The organism is Mesorhizobium sp. WSM4816 (assembly GCF_055811535.1).
In genome coordinates, this window is sequence record NZ_JBVVQR010000004.1 from 105454 (window position 1) to 129659 (window position 24206).

Sequence of the window (24206 nt, forward strand, 5' to 3'; positions counted from 1 at the left end):
GCGGTCGCAACGGATGCTGCGGACAGTACCGCCCGAGTCCCGGACATAACTATGCACCCCGTGCGATGCGGTATGACCAGCCCCATTCAGGCGCCAGATCCGAAAACCCGAGCTGGCCGCAGCACGGCCGAGATCGGTGGCGAGACAAGTACCGCCGCACGGACAGGAATATTAGAATCCCCCACGCCCGGTAGCGCCCCCTGCCGGTCACCTCGCGGATGCCGAGCTCGGCGACGAGGCCGAGCGCGGCGCGCTGGCTGATTTTCAGCTCGGCCGCGATCAATCCCGCCGACACTGCCGGCCTCGCCAGCGCCAGCTCGATCAGCGCCGGCAGGCTCGCGTTTTTTCGCCGGTTCCTGAGCCGGCGCTCCATCTGGCTTTTGGCCAGCTCAGCCGGTCGAGTTCCTTGAGTCCGGCCGACGCGGCTTCAGCAAGTGCGTCGAGGACGGCCAGCAGCCGAGTGGTTTTTTGCGCCCGCCGCCGTTCCCGCGGAACGACGCGCAGCCCGGCATGGAGGCAAAACAGATGGGAGCCGAGCTTGCCGCGCTGCCTGAGCAGTGCCGCGATCAGCAGCGGCCCGAGCCAATGCTGGTGCTGCAGCGGTTCGATGTCCTGCCACGCCTCCCAGGCGATCGCCGCTTGCATCACGGCCGGCATGTTTTCGCCGCGGAGCCGGTCGACCACGGCGAGCCAGTTGGTCAGCCGCAGGTCCTCGTCCCAGTCGAGGTCGCGGATCAGCGGCCCGAGGCTATTCGGCAAGGCCTCCCGGGCTGTCGGCCCGTGCCCTACTGTACCGACGTCCGAGCTGTCCGCCGCGCGCGGCGCCACATTTTCGCCGGCCAGCAGCCGGCTGGAGCGCGCCAGCACCGCGTTCGATCTCTGCCAGCTCTTCGCTCAGCGCGTCCGCCAGGTCGGTGTCTTCGGAAAGGCTTTCGTCGGCCTCCTCGTCCGCCCCACCGGCCGCCGTCGCGGCATCGGGTTCGGAGGCGGCCCGTCCCGAACTCGCCCCGTTGCGCCGCCCTGATCTTCGCGGCCGCGCAATGCCAAAATGCCAACGTGAGAAAGCGGCCAGTCCGGTGGGTGGAAAAGAATGCGGCGACGGGCGCGCAACACGGCGTGGGCCCGGGTGAGCTCGTAGGTCGCGCCTGCCCTTGATGCCGGTTGCGGGATTGTTCGTTCGATCTCGTCTCACGTTAATCGCCACCTTGCAAATCTGAGGACGGCCCGGCGAAAGATCGGAGGCTGTCCGCCGGGCCTAACCAGCTGGCAATTGGGTCGTTCGCCGGCTGGCGAATTATAAGCCAATTTCATGCATAATTGCTAATTTAGTAAAATGATCATGATCCGTTCCCCTAGCCGCTAGATTGCACGGACTTAGCGTCAACTCGGTGCGTAAGCGAGTGAGTGCCGGCGCTGGCCGGCTGGAGTTCATTCCTCCGATGATGCCGACCTTGGTGGCCAAGCCGCCCCAAGGAGACGGATGGACTCATGGGGTAAAATTCGACGACTACCGCTCTCTCTAACGCTCCATGCTGGAGTGAACACAAAAATGTCAATAGTGAATTGACTCCGCGAGGAATGAGTTCCTCTTTTTTGGCCATGCCCGATACTGGTGGAAGACGAAAGCGCGGGAGCGCATGGAGGGCTCAGCAATGCCCATGAGGTTGGTCAACTCGTGCTCGTCCGTTGCGGGCTGTGTAACGTCAAACGCTGGTATCAGCCGAGCGACCTCCGGGAAATCTTCGGGGATATCGAGGCCGAGTTGGTGGGGGGCAAAATGAGTTGCGTACGGTGCGGCAAGAACGAGTTTATCAATGCCGAGATACAAAGCCCATCGGCGCGAGAACGGCAGGGCATTAGGGTTAGACGGCTTGCCGAAATAAGGACGGTGCGACGCGTGGTCTGGAGGGATCAGGAGTGAGAGGCTTTCGACCTGCAAGGGAAAGAAAGTCAATGATCAAATGGCGTCCATGAAATGAGGTTGTCGCTCCTCCTTACCCCAGCGATCTCATCCAGCATGTCTATAAGCTGATCTGTCTTCTGTTTGTGTTCAAGGAACTGCCGCTTGCGGAATGCCTCGGTGAGAACCGGGGGCTTGCCGACAAAGAATAGCCTGTCTTGAGAATAAATCTGCGTGATATCGTTGATCCAATTTACGATCCACGGAGCCGCGCTAAAGGATGCACAATTCGGTGTTGAGCGCATAAAGCGCGGGGTGCAGAGGTAAACGCATAGGTGCGGCGTTAGAGGCACCAGCGCTCGGCCGTCTACTCTGTTGGCAAGCAATCCGCTGGTCAGCCAGTCAAGATGCCCATCGCCAAATATAAACGGCTTGAATGGTGAGTTAATTAGAACAAAATATTGATTGGATAAAAGCCCAGTGTCACAAAGTTTCTTTGCGATGCTGTAAGTCTGTTTCATATTGCCTTTTCCAACGTCTTCGTTGGGTGGCAATCCGACGAGCTCAGGGTAGCTTTCAAATCGAAATCTGCTGCCTGGGCTGCGGATTAGAAGGGAAAAGAGCACTAGCAGAAGACCGCGATGAACGTCTTCACCAAGGTCGTAGAAGCGGCACATGTCGCGCAGATTTCGATTACGCTTGAACAGCAAGGGGATCATCTTAACGAATTCACTCGGATTTCTTCCAAGTGGCTTTAAGGACAGCAGTTTTTCTACAACGTTGGGTGCCACGTCATCGGCACTCTGAAACTCGCCCTCAAAATTTGTCTCCCAAACGCTTCCCTTGAATGCAGTATGTCCGTGCGCCTTCTTTGCAATTTGACGATTTTTTGCCCGCTTCTTGCCAACTCTACCATCAGGCTCAATCCACCATACATCCCCGTTCTTGTCCGCCCAATATTTTTGAAGCCCAACCGGCCACCAGTGATGTTCACGAGATTTGGAGGAGGATGATCCAGCGGCCATTTTTTGCGATCTCAACGTACCCGGTCAGCCGATCCTAGACTACGGCTCTTCGTCAGTCTCGGGCACGGCTCACCTGAAGCCCTTCTGCGATCTTTGGCTAGAACAACGAACCTTGTCGATGGCGCTGCCGGAACCTTGATCTGCGTGGCGGGCTTCTCGACAATCACGAGGGCGTCATCCGGTGCGGTGCGCTGTAGCCGCTTTGCCTCCGACCACGGCGCATTGAGCCACGTTTCCGTTTCCTCTTGCGTGGTCAGTATCACCGGCATGGCCTTCTCGTGGATCGGCGCAATGAGGGCGTTGGGTTTGGTCGTCATGAAGCCATAGACCTCATGGTCGCCAGGGCCTTCCTTGACCTTGCGCACCCCATGCCAGCGGGTCCAGAGGCCAGCGAAGAAGAACAGGGGGCGGTTCTCGTTAAGGGCGAACCAGAAGTTCCGCTGAATGCCGCCCGTCTCGGGGTCCTTATCGCCCGGCTTTGGGCTGGGCTCCGCGAAACTTGTCACCGGGACCACGCAACGGTGCTCAATGCCAACATATTGTTGCCAGTGGCCATATTGCGGATTGCGGATGTTAGTGGTGCCAGAGTCCGCGTTTCCCCTTACGCCCTCCAGCGGCGTCGGCTCCCCCAGCGTGTATTGGCAAGCTCGCGTTCACCGTCTGGCGCATTGCGCACCACCGGGCCGAACTGGTTGGGATAGATGTCTAGGGAACGGCTCAAGATTGCCCAAGGTGTCCCGCAAAGCGCGGGTCCACTGGCGGATCGCCTCTTGCGAGGTGGTGATGTTGTAGAGGTTACACATGCGGTGATAATGCAACTGAAAGATACAAAGCGCTAGGGCTCCCTAGCCCAGGGCTCAACGGGTCTGGCCGGTGGGAAAGAACGATGTTCGGACTTAAAGCGATCTGGAGATTTTTGCGCCGAATAATCGACGAGATCGGCAGCTTTATTGGCGATCCAATTCATCGAAGCCAAAGTATTGAACGATGGTCTTCTTATTTTGTCTGGTCAATTTTGTCCAATATTGGCCGATCTCGTGCGATGAAGTTAACTATATTGATACCGCTGATCGGAACTTTCCTATTGTTTAATGAAACCACGATACAGATATTTCGATTCGACTCGGAATTCCTAGGTGATATCGGAATTAACATCGAAGAGTCACGGCATGCGCATATCTTCACTATGGACAGTTTGTACTTTCTTTATTTCGGCCTATGTTCTCTGGGGGTGGGATCATTCATATTCAGCGTATGGTGTCCGGCAGAAATCAAGAATGAGCCTTACATCAGCAATTACATCTCCAACATCAATCTCCGAGAGAACAGCGTTGTAGCTAAGTCAAATCTTCAATTTGTCCTCGACGCCTATTTTAGGAACGATCGAAATGTTCAAGAAGATAACTCGCCGGCTAATCCAGAATATCCGAATTTAATTGAGATAGATTTGTACAATCTGGTACTGGAAATGTTTAACGCGCTTCCTGATCAGCAAGAAGAGGAGCCAGATCCCGGGGAAAAGGAAGCCGACTCCGACTATAGAGTCGAACCAGAGACCGACGAAAGCAGTTACGACAGCTTTATGTCATCGATGTATCTTGGATCGGGGTACCCCGACATCCATCAAATTGCATTTAATGTTTGGAGTAGCCCGAAGGCCATCTGGGCTTTTACCATTCCATTCAAAGATCTGTCTCCGGCGTATGCGAAGGACATAGCCTATGTAATGTTTAAAACACTCGACTACAGCAAATTCAAGGCTAGAGTATTCGTTACCGTCTTCTACGCCCTTGGATTTTTACTTCTACTCAAACCAACTGCTGAGACTTTCATTCGTCTCGCGTGGAATGCGATCCTATAGCCCCGAACACTGGCACTCCTGTTTACCTACGCTCCGCGTCCGCGTCATTGGCATATGAGTTATTCCCCCTTTCGCAAGCCACCGAAAACATCACCATGCATATCAAACAACCGGAGCATTTTCTCTTTTGCTTCGGCGGCAAGCGCGGAACCAGAACTGGCCAGGCAGGCCATTTGGAATGTGTCCCGCTCCCGCCCTACGAAAAATGATGAGAACCGCGCAACGTCTTGAGGCCTCCTGGTGGGGAAACATAGCAGATCACACCGTCCAGGAAAAACCGGTAAAATGCATGTCTCGCAATTCTAAAGGGGGCGATCTTCGGAAGCTCGTCCTGCCCACAGAAGAATGCAAAATAGACCGGGAACTCGTCGGCGGGACCTGGATCGTTGCGCAGAATCCTTTGGCGAAGGTCCTCCAAACGCCTTGGGCGAACCGAGACAAAATCGAATGCCGCAAGATTGCTAATAGCCGCCCGCCATAAGAGTGAAAGACCAAACAGCCGAACAGAGGTCGAATTTACCCCGGTGACGGTGTGGACGGTTCCGGGAACAAAGGCGTCGACTAGCTCTCCGGGATCGAGCGGATTGCGGCGCTTGCTATAGGTGAAACCCTTCTCGATGAAACATTTCGCGGCTACATCGTCCAGCTTTGCTGTGATTGCCTCCCCGGCGTCGGTCATGATCCCCGTGTCGTACCAGCCGCTGTATGCCTTCTTGGGTCTGCCCTTTCCCTCCCATTCCTGGAAAGGCGCGTCAGAAGCTCGCTTCATGAAGGCGTTGGGAATGATGTGAGATTTCGCCAACGGCCCGATTGTGCCAGTCAATAGACACGTCCCAATGGCCCTCTGCCCGGCCTTACCCATCTGTGTGAAATCGCTTTCCTAATTACTGGAAGGGCCACCCCGACGACCCCAAAAGAAGCTTGGCCCATGACCTGCTTGGCTCTCTTCGCCTTGAGCCTGCTACCATGATTCCGTCATGCATTGGCAGCGCCGGAACGCCCTCCTCCATGAGGGTGCGTAATGCGGCCACCAGGATGCGGCTCTCGGTGAACATAAGCCTGATGCCAATCCCCGGTGCAAAACATGGGGGCGATAGCTGGATGGCGCTCCTCCAAGGCAGCGCTAAACCGCTCGGCGTTCCACTCCTTGCCAATGATCTCCCGGACCTCGCTAGGCAGCCGACGCATAGCCCCACTACGGCAGAGCAGCGCTGAGAGGCCCATCTTTGCAGCCGTTCTCGGAAGCCCCTCAATGCCCCCGTATAGGTCGCCATGAGGCATCGCAGCGCCCACCTCTAGATAAGCCAATTGCGGGAACATGGCGGTGAAGTCCAGGTCCGCCACCTCCCCGCCATTGATCCAGAGGAGATGCCGCTCGGCCTTTGGGAGGGTCATCCAGAAGCCGCCATAAAGCCGCCCGTGTTGGTCGAACGTGTGGGGTGCATCTGGGTTGCTGATCTGGAAGCGGCGGGTGAGGAAGACGGGCAGCGACGGCGGGCTGCCAGCCAACTTGATATCGGCCTCGTTGAGGAGACCATTAATCGCCTGCATGTCGGCCCGCATCGCTCTCGTGTCGGGAGTATCGGCGTAGTCCAGGAGGAGTTTACTGCGGCCCCTCCCGGTGGAGGCTTTGAGGATGATGGTCTCGGCCCCGCCACTCGGCCTTCTCTTTGCGCGACACCGGCAGCTATTCCCAGCCGGTTGAACGCACTGGGGCTACCGACCGGCTGGTACGTCCAGACGCCTTCGTCATGCCTGATGGTGATCTCCCGGAGAACGTCATAGCCTGCGAAGGGTTTGCCGGTTGACGTCTCACCCCCTCGCCGCATAGCGCCCCGGATATGACCAGAAGGGCCAATGTACTCCGCATGAGCCTGAACGAAGACTTCCGCGCCGGCTGGCACCACGGCCAATAGGCGTCTGATGCCCAGGCCAAGCATCGGAACTCCCGTAGTGGTGTGCCCGGCGCCCCACAGGACACCCTCCTTGCCACGCCTCGCCCAGACGACGCCGTAGGTGCGCAATGGGAAACTTCCTGCCGCAGTAACCTTGGTCTGGGGCTCGTGCCAGGCGGCGACTGCTGCGGACATTGCATACGGGGAGTTGAGTTCTCCGGGGGAGAACCCGTACTTTGCAGCTGTCATGTCGGTGATTCCTCACGGATTGCGTTGGGGGTTGCCGGGGCTCATTGTTGCGCCTGCCCACCGCCCAGAACGTCGAGCAATGCCTTTGCTCCAGGTTGCCCATCCGCCCTCGCCTTTCTGTTCGCTGTGATGGTCCCCCGAGCTTCCCTCTGCCGCGCCCCGATTATGGGTTGCAGCTCAGCGTTCTCCTGGAGGAACTTCTTCTTGGCGGCCTCGCGGTAGCGCTGGACGATCTCCCCGAGCTTGTTGAGGCGGGTGTACGACTACACCAGCCAGACCCCGTCCAGATCAAGTTCAATGATGCCGAGTATCGCTTTGCGATGGACCACCTTCAGGCCGACGAGATCGGCAAGCAGCGGACCTGCGATTAGCTCACGCACCATGCAATGCGATCGAGAGGTGGACCAAACTCGAATAGCGACAGCATGGGCTTTTGAGTGGGACGCGATGGCATTGAGCGAATAGAGCGATAAACCGGGAACCGAACCAATCCACAGAAATATTTTGTTGGTATTTTTGTTGGCTAGTCCTGTTATAGCGTGAGTCCTAACCAGTTGGAAACAGAGGGAGTTTTCCATCGTTTGGATTCCGCCTCTGGGCACCATTTTTCCAAGGCAATTCAGCAAGTTGCGCACGCCCGCTTGGCTGAAATCGGTTGGGGGAATTCAGGTCGCCGTGTTGCGGCAGGTTGCGAAGCGGTTCTCGGCGACCTCCAATCATTTTTCCCGCGCCCGACAGGGCCGGCACTGGCGAAACTGTTTGCTCGCATTGGGCGAATGACGGATTTGATTTGCTTGGTGATCCCCTATCCTTAGGGCAAACTGCCCGCTGGGGCTCCAGGAGGCGAAATGAGAGCACGCGCAGCAACGGTTGGAGATCTGGAAAGTGTTTTCCGTGATCTGTCCAAGCGGATATCGGACGAGTACGTCGCGGCCGGCAAGGACAGCAAGATCGCCTACGACAATCTGATGATGAACTTGAAGGAAGGCCGTGCTCATGCGCTCGTGCAGGGCGAAAAAACCGTAGCGCTCATCGCCTGGCACGAGAATAGCGACGCTGCCGATACGCTGTTCGCCGCGCAGGAAGATTTCTTCAGCGCCGCGACCATTCGCTTCTGCAAGCAGCACATTCGCCATATCCAGGCGCTTGCCGGCAACCTCCCTATTCACTCGCGCAGCTGGCTGCAGAGACCGGACGTCGCAAAATGGTTCCGGATAATCGGCTATGTCGAGCGGGGCCAGGAGAATGGCGCCCATCTGTTCGAACTGCCGCCGGCTCCCGCCGCCTGACAAATCTCGGCGGGCTGCGAAACGCTGCCGCAACCGGTAGCCACGTTCGGGGCCGATGCTCTAGCCAAAAAGGCCCGCCGCTCCATTTGCGAAGCGGCGAGGCTCGATATTCGGGAACGACTTCCGGGCCGTTGCCCCGGCATTGCTTACTGTGCAATTCAGGTGCCAGACGGGTTGACCGATAATGGGACACCGCACCGGGAAAGCGCGAACCATCTTCCGCGATCACACCACTGCCATACCGCGCCATTCCTTGCTATGTTTGCTCGCGGCGGACCTGATTTCCGCTTGGCCGGCGCCCATCAGGCAATCTACCCCAACGCCCCCCCAAAGTGGCGCCGGCCACTCTTCACCACCAACCCAATCTTCGCCGCCGGCCCAATCTTCGCCACCGGCAACTTCACGCGCGGTCAGGCCGAAGCCAGGACAGCGGTTCTGCTCCAGAGCGGCGGCCTTTCATGTCAAAACGCCCTGACTGGCGATTCCAGTGCGACAGATCGCCTGGAGCGGCAGCACGATCCGACGTGAAGCGCGTCGCGTTTGACCGGCGACGCGCTTCACGTTGTTGTTTTTTTGCATGTCGTTACCGCAAAACCGCTGCACACCCTCGGGTCAGGCCCGAGGGCATGCTTGTGCGCGACATGGATTAAATCCAAAAAGACGGTAGCAAGCCGCGGCCAGAAAGTGTTGAAGACCGTGCCGATGGCATTGAACGTATCGCGATCCGGTTGCACTCGGCAAGGCTTGATGATTTGTTGCCGCTTCAAGGAGAATGAATGATGCACGAGCCTGCCGGTCAAGACGAATATGGGTCGGCCAGCCCCTTCGACCCGGACGACCTGACGACGTTGAACGTGATGGGTCCGGGTGTGGCCAGCAACGATTTCGAGAAATACGCGGTCGCCGTGATCATCGTGTTCGGCGCCCTCATCATTGGCGGCTTGATGGCCGCAAACCTTGCCCTGGGACACCGCAACGGCTTCCTGTACGCGCTTGGCGGCGCCACCGCGGCGTGGATATCGGGAAATGCGCTGCTGCTCGATCGGCCGCGTATCTATGCCTTGTTCGTCGGCATCGCGGCGGTGATGCTGATTGCGTCCACCATCACGCTGGTCATCTGACCGAAAGAAATTAATATCCGATCGCCTCGCCGGACGCGGCGCGGCTGTCGATGGCGCCATTGTAGCGGGCGCCGCCGCCCTTTTCGATCTCGGCCAGGCTCTTGCCGCCGACCAGGATACCGGCCGCCTGACCCCAGGTCGCATCGGTGACGTCGAGGCGGTAGCCCATCCCGGCAAGCAGTTTTTCGGTATCGGGCGACAGGCCGAACGGTTCGACATAGACCGTGTCGGGCAGCCATTGGTGATGAATGCGCGGCGCGTCGATCGCCTCCTGGATGTTCATGCCGTGATCGACGACATTGACGATCGCTGCCAGCGTGATGGTGATGATGCGCGATCCGCCGGGGCTGCCGATAACCATGAACGGCTTGCCGTCCTTGGCGACGATGGTCGGGCTCATCGACGACAGCGGCGTCTTCCTCGGGGCGATCGCATTCGCCTCGCCCTGGACGAGGCCGTAGAGATTGGGCACGCCCGGTTTCTGGGTGAAATCGTCCATCTCGTTGTTGAGCAGGATGCCGGTGCCGTCGGCGACGACGGCGGCGCCGAACGAGCCGTTCAGCGTATAGGTCACCGCGACGGCGTTGCCGTCATTGTCGACGATCGAATAATGCGTCGTCTCCTGGCTCTCGCCAAAACCCTTCGGCATCAGATCCTGCGACACGCCGGCCCGGAACGGATCGATCTTTTCGCGGATTTCCTTCGCATAGTTCTTGTCGAGCAGCTTTTCGACCGGATTGTCGACGAAGTCGGGATCGCCGAGCGCCGAATTGCGGTCGACATAGGCGTGACGCATCGCCTCGACCATGACTTTGATGGTTTCGGCAGAACCCGCGCCGAGATAGGACAGCGGGTAGAATTCCAGCACGTTGAGTATCTCGCAAATGATGACGCCGCCCGAGCTCGGCGGCGGCGAGGAGGTGATCTCATAGCCGCGGTAATTGCAGGTCACCGGCTCGAGCTCGCGGACCGCGTAGGTCTCGAAATCCGCCTTGGCCAGAATGCCGCCCTTCTGCGCGCTCGCCTTGACGATGCCGTCGGCGATCGGTCCTTTGTAGAAGGCATCACGACCTCGTTCCGAGATGGCCGAGAGCGAGGCGGCGAGATCGGCCTGGACAAGGCGCTCGCCGACGGCATAGGGCTTGCCGTCAGGCTTCAGGAAGATGGCGGCCGCGGCCGGGTCCTTGGCCAGCCGCGCGGCGCCGCCTTCGAGCGAGGCGACATCGCCCTGCTCCAGCACAAAACCATCCCTGGCATAGCGGATGGCCGGCGCCATCAAGTCCTGCCGCGTCAGGGTGCCGTATTTTTCCCGTGCGGTCTCGAAGCCTGCCACCGAGCCCGGCACGCCGACAGCGAGATAGCCGTCGAGGCTGGCGCCTTTCACCGGCTTGCCGTCCTTGTCAAGATACATGGTTTTCGTCGAGGCGAGCGGCGCGCGCTCGCGGAAATCGAGGAACGTCGAGCGGCCGTCCTTGAAGCGGATGGTCATGAAGCCGCCACCGCCGATATTGCCGGCGCTTGGATAGACCACAGCCAGTGCGTAGCCGACGGCGACTGCGGCATCGACGGCGTTGCCGCCCTTCTTCAGCACCTCGACGCCGACTTCAGACGCCAGATGCTGGGCGGTCACCACCATGCCATGCTCGCCCTTCGCCGGCTGCGGCGAGGCGGCCAATGCGGCCGCCAGCGGCGCAAAGGTCAAGGTGAGGGAAAGACTGAGTGCGATTAGGGTGCGGCGGTGCATGGCCGTTCTCCGGGGCGTGGGATGCGCCTAGAAAAGCCGTTTGGAGCGGTTGAGTCTACTGACAATAAAGAAGATTTCGGCGGGCTTGCACGCCTGCGCCGGTTCGGTTCGTAACCACCGTTGCGATCTTCGGCTGATGTAACGGCATGGATCCTAGGGTCTCCGCGACGTCGCTTCGCTCCTGCTCCGCCCTAGGATGACGAAGGCGTGTTGGCTGGTAGCTAATCGCAGATGGCGGAGATTTGGCAGTTGCGTCGCAGCGTAGGTAGGCTGATGACAAGCGAAGGCTTTCGAAATTAGCCGACGCCTCTCTCGCATCGCGCCGCAACCCGCCTCAGGCGGGTTTTTTTGTTTCAGGCCGACATCAAACAATCCCACCGCCGCCGCCGGCAACCGCCGGCCGTTCCGCCGCGACCTTGGCTCGGTAGCCGGCGGCGCGATAGGTGGCGACCGGATCGATGGCGCCGCCCGTGTTCAGCCGCGCCATGGCGAGGATCGGCTCGACGTCGGTGCGATAGGCGGCTTTCAGCGTCTGCGTCGCCATCAGCGCGTCGTTGGCATCCTGATAGCCTTCCAGCGCCTGGCGATCGACCAGCAGCGCCTGCGCATAGGCGCGCTGCACCTCGACCGCCGACAGCATCAGGCTTTCGATCGGGTCGGTGACATTGTGGCTCTGGTCGAGCATGTGAGCCGGATCAAAACCTTCGGCACCGGCAAGCTCGGCATCGACCAGTTCGTTGAAGACGAGGAACAGCCGGTAGGGATCGATCGAGCCGGCGTCGAGATCGTCGTCGCCATATTTCGAATCGTTGAAATGGAAGCCGCCGAGTTTCTTGAACTGGATCAGCCGCGACACGATCATCTCGATGTTGACGTTGGGCGCATGATGGCCGAGGTCGACCAGGCAAAAGGCCTTGTCGCCGAGCTCTTTGGCGATGATGTAGTTGGTGCCCCAATCCTGCACGACCGTCGAATAGAAGGCCGGCTCGTACATTTTGTGCTCGGTGAATAGCTTCCAGTCGTCCGGCAGCTTGGCGTAGATCTCCTTCATTGCGTCGAGATAGCGCTCGAACGCCTTTGCGAATTTGACCTGGCCGGGGAAATTCGAGCCGTCGCCGATCCACACCGTCAGTGCCTTTGAGCCGAGCGTCTTGCCGATCTCGATGCATTCGAGATTGTGCTCGACTGCCTGCCGGCGGGTGCCGGCGTCGGCATGCGACAGCGAGCCGAATTTGTAGGACAGTTTTTGATCACTGGCGTCGGAGAAGGTATTGGAGTTCATGGCGTCGAAGCCGAGGCCGAAGCGCGAGGCCGCCTGTTTCAGCCGGTTCGGGTCGGCCGTGTCCCACGGAATGTGCAGCGAGACGGTGGGTGTCGCCTGCGTCAACTGCCGGATGACGGCGCAGTCCTCGATCTTGTCGAAGATATCGCGCGGCTCGCCGGCGCCGGGAAAGCGGGCAAAGCGGGTGCCACCGGTGCCGACGCCCCAGGACGGGATCGCCACGGCGAATTTTTCGACCTTGTCGCGGATGGCGTCGACGGCGATGCCGCGGCGATCAAGGCGTTCGCCGAGCGCATCGTAATCGCGCTTGAGCTCGGCCGCGCGCGCGAGATTGTCCCTGTCGACGATGTCGGCTGAGATGATGGTTTCGGACATGGTGCTTCCTCCCAAATGCGTTCGGTTGGCGCTGCCCCTCATCCGCCTGCCGGCACCTTCTCCCCGTATAGCGACGGGGAGAAGGACAAGCGTGTCCGGCATTGGCGACCCCCTCTCCCCGTCGTTCACGGGGAGAGGGTAAGGGTGAGGGGCAGCGCCACCCTCAAAAAATGATCGCCTAGCGCGTAAAACTCTGGGCGTTGCCGGCATCGACATTGACGATATTGCCGGTCGACTTGGCCGACATGTCGGAGGCGAAGAAATAGATCGCCTCGGCGATGTCTTCGGGGAACACCGAACGCTTCAGCATCGAGCGTGAGCGGTAGTGTTCCTCAAGGTCGTCAGTCGACATCTTGTAGGCGGCGGCGCGCTGTTCCTTCCACTCGCCGGTCCAGATCTTCGAGCCGCGCAGCACGGCGTCGGGATTGACGACATTGACCCTGATCTGGGCCTCCGCGCCTTCCAGCGCCAGGCAGCGCGCCAGATGGATTTCGGCGGCCTTGGCCGTGCAATAGGCGGCGGCATTGGGCGATGCGGCAAGCCCGTTCTTGGAGGCGACGAAGACGACATTGCCGCCGATCTTCTGCGCCCGAAACAGCCGGAATGCTTCGCGCGATGCGAGGAAATAGCCGGTCGACAAGATGTCCATGTTCTTGTTCCATAGCGCCAGCGTCGTCTCCTCGATCGGCGCCGAGGTTGCCAGGCCGGCATTCGACACCAGGATGTCGATGCCGCCGAACTCGACAGCCGTCTCGGCGAAACCGGCGATCACCTGGTCCTCCGACGTGACGTCGATCACCACCGGCCGCACGAAATCCTTGCCATGGGCCCTGGCCAATTCGTCATTGGCGCTGGCAAGGGCGGTCTCGTCGATGTCGGCCAGCACGACGCAGGCGCCCTCGCGCAGCAGCCGGTTGGCCGTCGCCCGGCCGATGCCGCCGGCGCCGCCGGTGACCAGCGCGATCTGGCCGGCAAGCGCTTTCGGCTTTGGCAGGCGCTGCAGCTTCGCCTCTTCGAGCAGCCAGTATTCGATGTCGAAGGCTTCCTGCTCGGGCAGGCCGACATAGGTCGACACTGTCGAGGCACCGCGCATGACATTGATGGCATTGACGTAGAATTCGCCCGAAATGCGCGCCGTCGCCTTGTCGCCGGCGAAGGTGAACATGCCGACGCCGGGCATCAGATAGACCACGGCGTTCGGATCACGCACCGGCGGCGAATCCGCATGCTTGCACCTGTCATAATAGGCCTGGTAGCCAACGCGATACTCGGCCACATCGTCGGCGAGACGGGCGATGACGGCGTCGACATCGGGATTTTTGGGATCGAATTCGATGACCAGCGGCCGGATCTTGGTGCGCAGGAAATGATCCGGGCAGGAGGTGCCGAGCGCCGCCAGCGGGCGCAAATCCTTCGAATTGACGAATTCGAGCACGGCCGGCGAATCGTCGAAATGGCCGAGCTTGTGGCTTTTCTCCGAGATCAGGCCGCGGATCCTCGGCATCAGCCTTGCCGCCACGGCACGACGCGCCGGCGCGTCGAGCGATTTGACGACTTCGCCGCCGAAGATCGGCTTGCCTTCAGACTTGCGCTCGAACCAGTCGATCGCCTGGTTGATCACCGAGATCGTCGTCTCGTAGCATTCCTTTGGAGTGTCGCCCCAGGTGAACAGGCCATGGCTTGCCAGCACAACGCCCTTGGCCTCAGGGTTTTCGGAGCAGAATTTTTCCAGCCACAGGCCGAGCTCGAAGCCCGGACGCTTCCATGGCAGCCAGCCGATCGCGTCACCGAAGATCTCCCTGGTCAGCGCCTGCGAATCCTTGGCGGCGGCAATCGCGATGATGGCGTCGGGATGCATGTGGTCGACATGCGGCTTCGGCACGAAGGCGTGCAGCGGCGTGTCGATCGAGGCCGCGCGTGGGTTAAGATTGAAGGTGCAATGGGGCAGATAGGCGACCATCTCGTCCTCATGCTCGAGGCCGCGATAGAGACCCTTCAGCGCGCGCAACTTGTCCATGTAGAGGGTGGCGAAACCGTCTGTTTTAATCGAGGCGCTGTCGCCGCCGGATCCCTTCACCCACAGCACTTCCACGCTTTCGCCGGTGAGCGGATCCTTTTGCCAGATCTTGGAAGAGGTGTTGCCGCCGCCATAGTTGGTGACGCGCTTGTCGGAGCCAAGAACATTCGAGCCGTAGACGAGACGTTCCGGCTCGCTCATTCCCAGGGCTGTCGCCTCATCCCAAAGATTGGCGAGGCGCGTGCCGGAGCGCTTGTCAAGCATAGGTAATCCTCCCGTGACGTGAGACGCGCAAACGGTGCGGTCAATTGCGACCGCATAGCGGGTCAGCTTCGGTCGAATGTCCACGGAAGCAGCGGCATTGTCAATCACAAACGATCAAGATTGATCATATTGCACTGCACAATGGAATTATATGATCGGAAATGATTGACACTGCGCGTTTTGGGTGCCTAGATGCTGAAGCAGGGAGGAACCATGCACGAGAAAGAGCGCCACAGGATCATTTTGTCCGCCGTCCAGGAAAAGCCTGTGGTGACGGTGCAGGAGATGGTCGACCTGACGGATTCATCCGAGGCGACGATCCGGCGCGACATCGCCGCACTGCATGTGCAAAAGCGCCTGCGCCGGGTGCGTGGCGGCGCCGAGGCGATCACCCCGCCGCAATTCATCGGCCTTGCCGGCCGGCCTTTTTCCGTCAACGAGACGATCAACGCTGCGCAGAAGCGGGCGATCGCGCGGGACGCCGTAGAACTGTGCAAGGACGGCGAGCCGATCATCATCAATGGCGGCACCACCACCTTCCAGATGGTGCATTTCCTGACCGGTCGCCGCATGCCGATCTTCACCAACTCCTTCCCGATCGCCGAGCACCTGCTCAAGCACTCCAAGAACACGGTGATGCTGTCGGGCGGCACCATCTACCGCGAGCAGAACATCATCCTGTCGCCCTTCGACAATGACGTGACGCGCAATTTCTATGCGCGCCGCATGTTCATGGGGGCGCAAGGGCTCGGGCCACTCGGCCTGATGGAAGGCGATCCGCTGCTGATCCAGGCCGAGCAGAAACTGATCGATCAGGCCGACGAACTGGTGGTGCTGGTCGACTCGTCAAAATTCCGCAAACGCTCGAGCCTGATCCTGTGCGGCCTGTCGCGCATTGCCACGGTCATCACCGACGACGGCATCGAGGATCGCGAGGCCAAGATGTTGGAGGCCGCCGGTGTGACGCTGGTCGTCGCCCGCACAACGCTAGGCAACAAGGAAGAATCTTCGCTGCAGGCCTGAGACGACCGCAGCGGTGATGGAATGCAACGCTCAAGGGAGGATATTCGAATGAGCTTCTTGAAGAAATTGATGGTCACGGCGGCGTTGTCGGCCGCCATGTTCGTGAATGCGGCCTATGCCGAGAACGTCAAGATCGCGCTGGTTGTGAAGTCGCTCGGCAACGGCTTCTTCGATGCCGCCAACAAGGGCGCCGAAGAGGCGGCCAAGGAACTCGGAGATGTCGACATCATCTACACCGGCCCGACAAAGGCGACCGCCGAAGCGCAGATCGAGGTGATCAATTCGCTGATCGCCCAAAAAGTCGACGCGATCGCCATTTCGGCCAATGACGCCGACGCGCTGGTGCCGGCGCTGAAGAAGGCGATGGATCGCGGCATCACCGTCATCTCGTGGGATTCCGGCGTCGCTCCGGAAGGCCGCCAGCTCCACCTCAACCCGTCGGACACCAACCTGATCGGCGAGACCATCATCAAGCTTGCCGCCGACTATCTGCCGGAAGGCGGCGATGTCGCCATCCTGTCGGCTTCGTCGACCGCGACCAACCAGAACGCCTGGATCGAAGCGGCCAAAAAGGTGCTGCCGGAGAAATTCCCCAAGATCAATCTCGTCGCTACCGTCTATGGCGACGACGACTCGGCCAAGAGCACGGACGAGGCCAAGGGCCTGCTGAAATCCTATCCGAACCTCAAGGCAATGATCGCACCGACCACCGTCGGCGTCGTCGCCGCCGCCCAGGTGGTGACCGACCAAGGCCTGATCGGCAAGGTCAACGTCACCGGCCTGGCGCTGCCGTCGGAGTTCAAGAAGTTCATCGACAACGGCGCCAGCCAGGCGGTTGCGCTGTGGAACCCGATCGATCTCGGCTACTCGGCCGTCTACCTCGCCCATGATCTGGCGGTGAAGAAGGAAGAAGCCAAGCCGGGTGCGACGCTGTCGATCGGCCGCGTCGGCAAAGTCACCCTCGACGACACCAACTCGGCCGCGATGGCTCCGCCCTTCAAGTTCGACAAGTCGAACATCGAAGAGTTCTCCAAGATCTATTGATCCTGGAGCGCTTCAAGCCGGCGCGGCGGGGCTCAGGTTCCGCCGCGCCTTCAAACGAACCTTGCTTCAGGGCTTGATACGACCATGGACACGACAGCCCAACTCGACCCGACCACCGAGCAGCCTTTGGCTGCGGCTCCGCGCCTGACCCTGGCCGGCATCTCGAAGAGTTTTCCCGGCGTGCGCGCGCTGCACGACGTCAGCCTGTCGCTCTACCCCGGCCAGGTAACCGCGCTGATCGGCGAGAACGGCGCCGGCAAGTCGACGCTGGTCAAGATCATGACAGGCATCTACCAGCCTGACACAGGCACGATCAGTATCGATGGCCAGGCCGTCACCTTGCCCAGCGCGCATGCCGCCTTCGGGCACGGCATCACCGCCATCCACCAGGAAACCGTGCTGTTCGACGACCTGACGGTGGCCGAAAACATCTTTCTCGGCCATGCGCCGCGATCGCGCTTCGGCACCATCGACTGGCGCACCATGCGCAAGAATGCCCGTGAAGTACTGAACACCATGGGCGCCGGCCACATCGACGCCGATGCGCGGCTGAAGGATCTCGGCATCGCCAACAAGCACCTCGTCGCGGTCGCCCGCGCCATGTCGATCGATGCCCAGATCGTTATCATGGACGAGCCGACCGCAGCGCTGTCGCTGAAGGAGATCGAGGAGCTGTTTTTGCTGGTCGAGTTCCTGAAGAGCGAAGGCAAGGCGATCCTGTTCATCAGCCACAAGTTCGACGAAATCTACCGCATCGCCGACCGTTATACGGTGTTCCGCGACGGTGAGATGGTCGGCGAAGGCCTGATCAGGGATGCCGGCCAGAGCCAGATCGTGCGCATGATGGTCGGCCGCGCCGTCGATCACATCTTTCCGCAGCGCAAGGCCGAGATCGGCGCGCCGGTGCTTGCCGTCTCCGGCCTGTCGCATCCGACCGAGTTCGACGACATCGGCTTCGAGCTGCACAGGGGCGAAATCCTCGGCTTCTACGGCCTTGTCGGCGCCGGCCGCAGCGAGGTGATGCAGGCGATATCAGGCATCACCCGCACCAGCAGCGGCACCATCACGCTGGAAGGCAACTCGATCGCCCCGAAATCGGCGGCGGATTCGATCGATGCCGGTATCGTCTACGTGCCGGAAGAACGCGGCAAGCAAGGCGTGGTGATCGGCCTGCCTATCTTCCAGAATATCTCGCTGCCCTCGCTCAAACGAACGTCCAAGTCAGGTGTGTTGCAACTGGCGGAAGAGTTCGCGCTGGCCCGTGCCTACACCGAGCGGCTCGACCTGCGCGCCGCCTCGCTCAGCCAGGATGTCGGCACGCTGTCGGGTGGCAACCAGCAGAAGATCGTCATCGCCAAATGGCTGGCGACCGCGCCCAAGGTGATCATCCTCGACGAGCCTACCAAAGGCATCGACATCGGCTCGAAGGCCGCCGTGCACGGCTTCATGGCCGAGCTGGTCGCTCAAGGGTTGTCGGTGATCATGGTGTCGTCCGAACTGCCCGAGATCCTTGGCATGTCCGACCGGGTCGTGGTCATGCGCGAGGGCCGCATCGCCTCGATCTATGACAACAAGAAGCTCGACGCCGAGACGCTGGTCAAGACGGCAGCAGGGATCGCAGCATGAAGGCTTTTCTGAAGTATCGCGAAGTCTGGCTGCTCGCGGCAATCGTCGTGCTGATCGGGCTGATCTCGATGCGCTTTCCGGGTTTTGCCAATCCGGCCAATCTGCGCCAGGTGTTCAACGACACCTCGATCCTGATGATCCTGGCGCTGGGGCAGATGGTGGTGATCCTGACCCGCTCGATCGACCTGTCGATGGCGTCCAACCTGTGCTTCACCGGCATGGTGGTGGCGATGCTGAACGCAGCGCATCCGGCAATCCCGATCCCGCTGCTGATCGTCATCGCACTTCTGGTCGGCCTGGTGCTCGGCGCGATCAACGGCCTGCTGGTATGGCGGCTGAACATGCCCTCGATCGTGGTGACGCTCGGCACGCTCACCATCTATCGCGGCGCCACCTTCGTCATTTCAGGCGGCGCCTGGGTCAATGCCGATCAGATGAGCCCTGATTTCATCGGCCTGCAGCGCGCGGCCTTTCTCGGCATTCCAGTGCTGTCGTGGATCGCCATACTGGTCATCGCCTTGTTCTTCCTGTTGATGACGCGCACCGCGCTCGGCCGCTCGATCTATGCCATCGGCGTCAATCCGACAGCATCGATCTACGCCGGCATCGATGTCGGCCGCACCAAGTTCATTGTCTTCTGCATCTCGGGGATGGCCGCCGGTCTGTGCGGCTATCTCTGGATCTCGCGCTATGTCATCGCCTCGGTCGAGGTCGCCAATGGCTACGAGCTCAACATCATCGCCGCCTGCGTCATCGGCGGCATCTCGATCGCCGGCGGCATCGGCTCGGTGGGCGGAGCGGTGCTCGGCGCGCTGTTCCTCGGCATCATCTCCAACGCGCTGCCGGTCATCAACATCTCGCCGTTCTGGCAGATGGCGATTTCGGGCAGCGCCATCATCCTGGCCGTGGTGCTCAACGCGCGCGGCGAACGCCGGCAAGGCCGCATTATTCTCAAGAAGGCGGAAGCGGCATGACCGACACCCCAGCCCCGCGCCACATTCCCGACCGGCTCGACGCGCCGCTCAACTCGGCGATCTTCTCGTGGGAGGCGCTGCTGGTCGCGGTGGCGGTCGCCATCTTTGCCGTCAACAGCTTCGCCTCGCCCTATTTCCTCGACGCGTGGTCGCTGTCGGACCTGACCTTCAACTTCACCGAGAAGGCGCTGATCGCGCTCGCCATGGCGCTGCTGATCATTTCCGGAGAGATCGACCTGTCGGTCGCCGCCATCATTGCACTGGCCTCGACGATGATGGGCATGGCGGTGCAGGCCGGCGCCGGCACGCCGGTGCTGGTGGCGATCGGCATCCTGGTCGGGCTCGGCTGCGGCGCCTTCAACGGGCTGCTCGTCACCAGGCTCGGCCTGCCGTCGATCGTCGTCACCATCGGCACGATGAGCCTGTTTCGCGGCATCGCCTTCATCGTCCTCGGCGACCAGGCCTACAAAGGCTATCCCTCCGGCTTCGCCTTCTTCGGCCAGGGCTATGTCTGGTGGGTGGTGTCGTTCGAGCTGACGCTGTTCCTCGTCGCGGCGGTCATCTACTGGTTCCTTCTGCACCGGACCAGCTTCGGCCGCCGCGTCTTCGCCATCGGCAACAACCCGGTCGCGGCACAGTTTTCCGGCGTGCGCGTCGGCCGCATCAAGTTCATCCTGTTCTGCCTGACCGGGCTGATGGCGGGCATCGCCTCGGTGCTGATCACCTCGCGGCTCGGCTCGACCCGGCCATCGATCGCGCAAGGCTATGAATTGGAAGTCATCACCATGGTGGTGCTGGGTGGCGTCAGCATCCTGGGCGGCGCCGGCAGCATTTTGGGCGTGGTGCTCGCCGCCTTCATCATGGGGCTGGTGACTTTCGGCCTGGGGCTGCTCAATGTGCCGGGCATCGTCATGTCGATCTTCATCGGCCTGCTGCTGATCATCGTCATCGCGCTGCCGATCGTCTGGCGGCGGGTGCGGCGGGAGCGTTTTACCTGATGGCCGAAAAATACGCGTTCAAGATGAAGCTCTATCCGGGGATGAAGGCCGAATACAAAAGGCGCCATGACGACATCTGGCCGTCGCTGGTCGCACTGCTGAAACAGGCCGGCGTTTCCGACTATTCGATCCATCTCGACGATGAGACCAACATACTGTTCGGCGTGCTGTGGCGGCGTGACGGCCACGGCATGGACGACCTGCCAAAGCACAAGGTGATGCAGCGCTGGTGGGCTGAAATGGCCAACATCATGGAGACCAGACCTGATAACGAGCCGGTGGCGGTGCCGCTGGAAACAATGTTCCATATGGAATGACCCGCCACGTCGCCGTCATCGATATCGGCAAGACCAACGCCAAGGTGGCGCTGGTCGATCTCGCCGATCTGCGCGAAGTTGCGCTGCGCCGCATGGCGAACGCGCCTGTCCTTGACGGTCCCTACCCGCACCACGATGTCGAGCTTCTGTGGTCGTTCATCCTCGACAACCTCGCCGAGATCAATCGCGAACAGCGCATCGACGCGATATCGATCACCACCCATGGCGCGACGGGCGTGCTGGTGGACACTGCCGGCGAACTGGTGCTGCCGGTGCTCGACTATGAATTTGCCGGGCCCGACACCCTTGCCGAGGACTATGACACGAACCGTCCGGCCTTCGCCGAGACGGGCACGCCGCGCCTGCCGGTCGGCCTCAATCTCGGCGCGCAGCTGTTCTGGCAGCAGAAGCGCTTCCCGGCGGAGTTCGCGAAGGCCGCCGCGATGCTGATGTACCCGCAATACTGGGCCTTGCGCCTGACCGGCGTCGCCGCCAATGAAGTGACCTCGCTTGGCTGCCACACCGATCTGTGGAACCCGTGGAAGGCCGATTTTTCGTCGCTGGTCGACAAGATGCAATGGCGCCATCTGATGGCGCCGGTGCGGCCGGCGAAAGATCGCCTTGGCCCGATCCTGCCCGCGCTTGCGATACGGACCGGGCTTGATCCGCAAACGCCGGTGTTTTGCGGCTTGCACGATTCCAACGCCTCGCTGCTGCCGCATCTCCTGTCCGATACGCCGCCGTTCTCGGTCGTCTCGACCGGCACCTGGGTGGTGTCGATGGCTGTCGGCGGCAACAAGGTCACGCTCGACCCGGCCCGCGACACGCTGGTCAACGTCAACGCGCTCGGTGATCCAGTGCCCTCGGCACGCTTCATGGGCGGCCGTGAGTTTTCGCTGCTGACGGAAGGCCAATCGGATGACTGGACCGAAGCGGACATAGCCACAGTGCTCGCGCGGAAGACGTCCCTGCTGCCTTCGACCCAACAGGGTTCGGGGCCGTTCCCGCACCACAGAGCAGCATGGCTCGACGCCGACGGCATCAACGGCGGCCAGCGCTTTGCCGCCATCTCTTTCTACCTGGCGCTGATGACCGCGACCTGCCTCGACCTGATCGACGCCGGCGGCCCGACGACCGTCGAGGGGCCGTTCGCCCGCAACCGGCTTTTCACGCGCATGCTCGCTGCAGCCACCGCACGTGCCGTCATCGCGTCGGAGGCCGCAACCGGCACCAGCATCGGCGCCGCCCTGTTGGCGTCGGACCAAGGAACGGTACAAGGCCCCGGCGAAAGGTTCGAACCGCCGGTCGACCCGGCCTGGGCGGATTATGCACGTTCATGGCGCGCGGCGGTCGACGCACAGGGCTGATCACAAAATCCGCTTGCCAAACGCCGACATGACGAAATTGACCGTTTCCGCCGCCAATCGCGGTTCCAGACCTGATGTCAGGCCGGAAACGTCCATCGACAACAGCCCGCCGGACAACGCGATCGCCTCCATGGCCTGATGCGTTTCGCGCACCGTAATGCCGCCGGAGCCTGCCGCCCAGCCGGCGAATTCGGTCACCTCAGGCGAATAGCTGACATGAAAGCCTTGCGTGCCGGAGGAGGCGATGCGGATCGCCTCGTGCATCACGTCGCGCATGCCCATGGCGTCGATGTCGGTCATGGTGAAGGCGCAGACGCGCGAATCCTTCAGCACCCGGGCCTCGGCCGGATCTGCATGGCGCAAACCGACAATGCCGACGTTTTCCGGCGACAGTTGTGGCTGCAGCGCGCCGGGCTTGTGATCGAGGCCGAGCGCCCGCGCCAGCACCGAAGCTTCCGGCAGGTCGATGCCGTCTTCGTCCTCGGGCATCAGCGCGGCGATGGAATCGATCCAGATCAGGCCAAACGAGTGCGTCGCCCGCGCGGTCGCCGTCAGCGCCTTGTGGGCGATGCGCCGATCGCTGCCGGCGGTGAGCCGGACCAGGCCGGACGGCGGCCGCTCGATATCGGCCAGTTCGACGACATCGAAATTCATCGCCTCCAGCCGGGCGCCGGTCGCCTCCTGGCCAGGATGCCGGCCGCCGCCGGTTCGGCAGATATCGACACCATCTTGCGGCCGGAGAAATCCTCGACATCGTGCATTGGCGCCTTTTCGACATATTCCGAGGTCATTGCCAGCAGCATGGCGCCATAGCTCATGCGGAAGGCGACACGATCGCCGACGGCGGGTGGCGGCTCGGCATCGGTCACGTCGAGAAGCAGATGGTCGCTGGAGGCGCCGAGCACCCGCACGCCCTTGGCAATCGGCGTCAAACCTTCGATCAAGACATCCTCGCGGCCGATATTGGCGATGGCGCGCAACCGGTCGCCATCGTCGGCAAACACCGGCTGGTTGCCGAAAGCGTCGTAGCCGGATTGGCCGATCGGCCGCGACGGCTTCAGCTTGACCTCGATGATGTCGCTGGTCAGCCGGCAGGCATCGGGTTCGAGTTCGGCCCACGGCGTGTCGCGGAAGGTTTCGACGCCACCCTGCAGGATCGCCTCGCCAACCCGCAGATTGTTGATGCCGGCGGGCAGCCTGCCTTCGAGCAGCAGCGTCAGCGACGATGACGCGCCGCCCGAGATCCAGTCGAGCCTTGCGCCGGACAGGCGCTCGGTCTTGTAGGCATGGGCGACGAGCTGTCCGAGATTTTCCTGCGTCGGCATGATGGCGCCGAAGCAGCCGAGATTGGTGCCGATGCCGGCGATGCGCACGCCGCCGAGCGCCAGTATCTGCTCGACCGTCGGGATGAGGTCGTTCGGCCAGATGCCTTCCCTGAGATCGCCAAGATCGATCATCAGCATGATGTCGTGGACGCGGCCCATGCGCTCGGCGATGCGCGATATTTCGCAGATGGTGGCGAGTTCGGATTGCAGGCTGATGTCGACAGTGCGCACCACCTCCTCGATGCGCGCCATCGGCGGACTGCGCAGCAGCATGATCGGGGCATTGATGCCGCTGTCACGCAGCCGGCGGATGTTTTCGAACCGCGATTCGGCGATGCCGGCGACGCCGCCGCGCAGCATGGCACGCGCCACCTGCGGCATGCCGCAAGTGCCCTTGGTGACGCCGAAGACCTTGATGCCGGACAGGGCGCAGCGGTCGACTATGTTGCGCGCGTTGCGCTCGATGCGGCCAAGATCGATGGCGACTTGCGGTCCCGACATTTTTCTACT

General features: G+C 61.2%; 22 protein-coding genes and 1 pseudogene. 10 read left to right on the top strand and 13 right to left on the bottom strand.

Features of this window, described 5'->3' with window-relative positions; translation table 11 throughout:
* Positions 1-49: 49 nt before the first annotated feature.
* From AC0L3H_RS06725 to AC0L3H_RS06745, 5 genes and pseudogenes are all read right to left on the bottom strand, one after another.
* The gene (locus AC0L3H_RS06725; protein WP_473584930.1) at positions 50-373 is read right to left on the bottom strand and encodes a helix-turn-helix domain-containing protein; all 324 of its coding nucleotides are present in this window, start codon (positions 371-373) and stop codon (positions 50-52) included.
* Positions 322-867, bottom strand: coding sequence for a DUF1612 domain-containing protein (locus AC0L3H_RS06730; RefSeq protein ID WP_473584931.1), 546 nt, complete (start codon positions 865-867; stop codon positions 322-324). The genes AC0L3H_RS06725 and AC0L3H_RS06730 overlap by 52 nt, the downstream gene beginning before the upstream one ends.
* 685 nt (positions 868-1552) lie before the next feature.
* Positions 1553-1954, bottom strand: a complete 402-nt coding sequence (locus tag AC0L3H_RS06735; protein WP_473584932.1) for a hypothetical protein — start codon at positions 1952-1954, stop codon at positions 1553-1555.
* On the bottom strand, positions 1951-2925 hold the full coding sequence (locus AC0L3H_RS06740; protein ID WP_473584933.1) for a hypothetical protein: 975 nt from the start codon (positions 2923-2925) through the stop codon (positions 1951-1953). The genes AC0L3H_RS06735 and AC0L3H_RS06740 overlap by 4 nt, the downstream gene beginning before the upstream one ends.
* A gap of 97 nt (positions 2926-3022) precedes the next feature.
* A pseudogene (locus tag AC0L3H_RS06745) lies at positions 3023-3728 on the bottom strand (SOS response-associated peptidase).
* An 83-nt stretch (positions 3729-3811) separates the two neighbouring features.
* Between AC0L3H_RS06745 and AC0L3H_RS06750 the strand changes: the two are divergent.
* On the top strand, positions 3812-4786 hold the full coding sequence (locus tag AC0L3H_RS06750) for a hypothetical protein (RefSeq protein ID WP_473584934.1): 975 nt from the start codon (positions 3812-3814) through the stop codon (positions 4784-4786).
* A 196-nt stretch (positions 4787-4982) separates the two neighbouring features.
* Here AC0L3H_RS06750 and AC0L3H_RS06755 read toward each other — a convergent pair whose 3' ends face one another.
* The 3 genes from AC0L3H_RS06755 to AC0L3H_RS06765 form a co-directional block, all read right to left on the bottom strand.
* Complete coding sequence (locus tag AC0L3H_RS06755) at positions 4983-5609, bottom strand: hypothetical protein (RefSeq protein WP_473584935.1); 627 nt, start codon at positions 5607-5609, stop codon at positions 4983-4985.
* A gap of 152 nt (positions 5610-5761) precedes the next feature.
* The gene (locus AC0L3H_RS06760) at positions 5762-6349 is read right to left on the bottom strand and encodes a hypothetical protein (protein ID WP_473584936.1); all 588 of its coding nucleotides are present in this window, start codon (positions 6347-6349) and stop codon (positions 5762-5764) included.
* 844 nt (positions 6350-7193) lie between these two features.
* The gene (locus tag AC0L3H_RS06765; protein ID WP_473584937.1) at positions 7194-7508 is read right to left on the bottom strand and encodes a hypothetical protein; all 315 of its coding nucleotides are present in this window, start codon (positions 7506-7508) and stop codon (positions 7194-7196) included.
* Between the two features lie 270 nt (positions 7509-7778).
* On the opposite strand from AC0L3H_RS06765, the gene AC0L3H_RS06770 reads away from it, so the two are divergent.
* The gene (locus AC0L3H_RS06770; RefSeq protein ID WP_473584938.1) at positions 7779-8219 is read left to right on the top strand and encodes a hypothetical protein; all 441 of its coding nucleotides are present in this window, start codon (positions 7779-7781) and stop codon (positions 8217-8219) included.
* 776 nt (positions 8220-8995) lie between these two features.
* Positions 8996-9340: a hypothetical protein gene (locus tag AC0L3H_RS06775; RefSeq protein ID WP_036263803.1), complete on the top strand. Its 345-nt coding sequence runs from the start codon at positions 8996-8998 to the stop codon at positions 9338-9340.
* A 10-nt stretch (positions 9341-9350) separates the two neighbouring features.
* Here the strand turns inward: AC0L3H_RS06775 and ggt are convergent, their stop codons facing one another.
* The 3 genes from ggt to AC0L3H_RS06790 form a co-directional block, all read right to left on the bottom strand.
* Entirely contained in the window at positions 9351-11084 is a 1734-nt protein-coding gene (gene ggt / locus AC0L3H_RS06780; protein ID WP_473584939.1) for a gamma-glutamyltransferase, read from the bottom strand.
* 364 nt (positions 11085-11448) lie between these two features.
* Positions 11449-12741, bottom strand: a complete 1293-nt coding sequence (gene rhaI / locus AC0L3H_RS06785) for an L-rhamnose catabolism isomerase (protein ID WP_473584940.1) — start codon at positions 12739-12741, stop codon at positions 11449-11451.
* A gap of 178 nt (positions 12742-12919) precedes the next feature.
* Entirely contained in the window at positions 12920-15022 is a 2103-nt protein-coding gene (locus AC0L3H_RS06790) for a bifunctional rhamnulose-1-phosphate aldolase/short-chain dehydrogenase (RefSeq protein ID WP_473584941.1), read from the bottom strand.
* 213 nt (positions 15023-15235) lie between these two features.
* Between AC0L3H_RS06790 and AC0L3H_RS06795 the strand changes: the two genes are divergently transcribed.
* The 7 genes from AC0L3H_RS06795 to AC0L3H_RS06825 all read left to right on the top strand — a co-directional run bounded on the left by AC0L3H_RS06795 (position 15236) and on the right by AC0L3H_RS06825 (position 22371).
* Positions 15236-16045, top strand: coding sequence for a DeoR/GlpR family DNA-binding transcription regulator (locus AC0L3H_RS06795; protein WP_128247541.1), 810 nt, complete (start codon positions 15236-15238; stop codon positions 16043-16045).
* A 48-nt stretch (positions 16046-16093) separates the two neighbouring features.
* Positions 16094-17089 (top strand): rhamnose ABC transporter substrate-binding protein, encoded by a 996-nt coding sequence (gene rhaS, locus AC0L3H_RS06800; RefSeq protein WP_473584942.1) that lies wholly within the window; start codon positions 16094-16096, stop codon positions 17087-17089.
* 84 nt (positions 17090-17173) lie between these two features.
* Positions 17174-18715 (top strand): sugar ABC transporter ATP-binding protein, encoded by a 1542-nt coding sequence (locus AC0L3H_RS06805; RefSeq protein ID WP_473490458.1) that lies wholly within the window; start codon positions 17174-17176, stop codon positions 18713-18715.
* The gene (locus AC0L3H_RS06810) at positions 18712-19689 is read left to right on the top strand and encodes an ABC transporter permease (RefSeq protein WP_473584943.1); all 978 of its coding nucleotides are present in this window, start codon (positions 18712-18714) and stop codon (positions 19687-19689) included. The genes AC0L3H_RS06805 and AC0L3H_RS06810 overlap by 4 nt, the downstream gene beginning before the upstream one ends.
* The gene (locus AC0L3H_RS06815) at positions 19686-20687 is read left to right on the top strand and encodes an ABC transporter permease (RefSeq protein WP_473584944.1); all 1002 of its coding nucleotides are present in this window, start codon (positions 19686-19688) and stop codon (positions 20685-20687) included. Before AC0L3H_RS06810 ends, AC0L3H_RS06815 begins: the two co-directional genes overlap by 4 nt.
* Complete coding sequence (rhaM, locus tag AC0L3H_RS06820) at positions 20687-21004, top strand: L-rhamnose mutarotase (RefSeq protein WP_473584945.1); 318 nt, start codon at positions 20687-20689, stop codon at positions 21002-21004. Before AC0L3H_RS06815 ends, rhaM begins: the two co-directional genes overlap by 1 nt.
* Positions 21001-22371 carry an FGGY-family carbohydrate kinase gene (locus tag AC0L3H_RS06825; protein ID WP_473584946.1) on the top strand — a complete coding sequence of 457 codons (1371 nt, stop codon included), beginning with the start codon at positions 21001-21003 and terminating at the stop codon, positions 22369-22371. Before rhaM ends, AC0L3H_RS06825 begins: the two co-directional genes overlap by 4 nt.
* On the opposite strand, the gene AC0L3H_RS06830 is transcribed toward AC0L3H_RS06825, so the two are convergent.
* Positions 22372-23025, bottom strand: a complete 654-nt coding sequence (locus tag AC0L3H_RS06830) for an arginase family protein (RefSeq protein WP_473584947.1) — start codon at positions 23023-23025, stop codon at positions 22372-22374.
* Positions 23022-24197, bottom strand: coding sequence for an alanine/ornithine racemase family PLP-dependent enzyme (locus AC0L3H_RS06835; RefSeq protein ID WP_473584948.1), 1176 nt, complete (start codon positions 24195-24197; stop codon positions 23022-23024). The genes AC0L3H_RS06830 and AC0L3H_RS06835 overlap by 4 nt, the downstream gene beginning before the upstream one ends.
* Between the last annotated feature and the right edge of the window lie 9 nt (positions 24198-24206).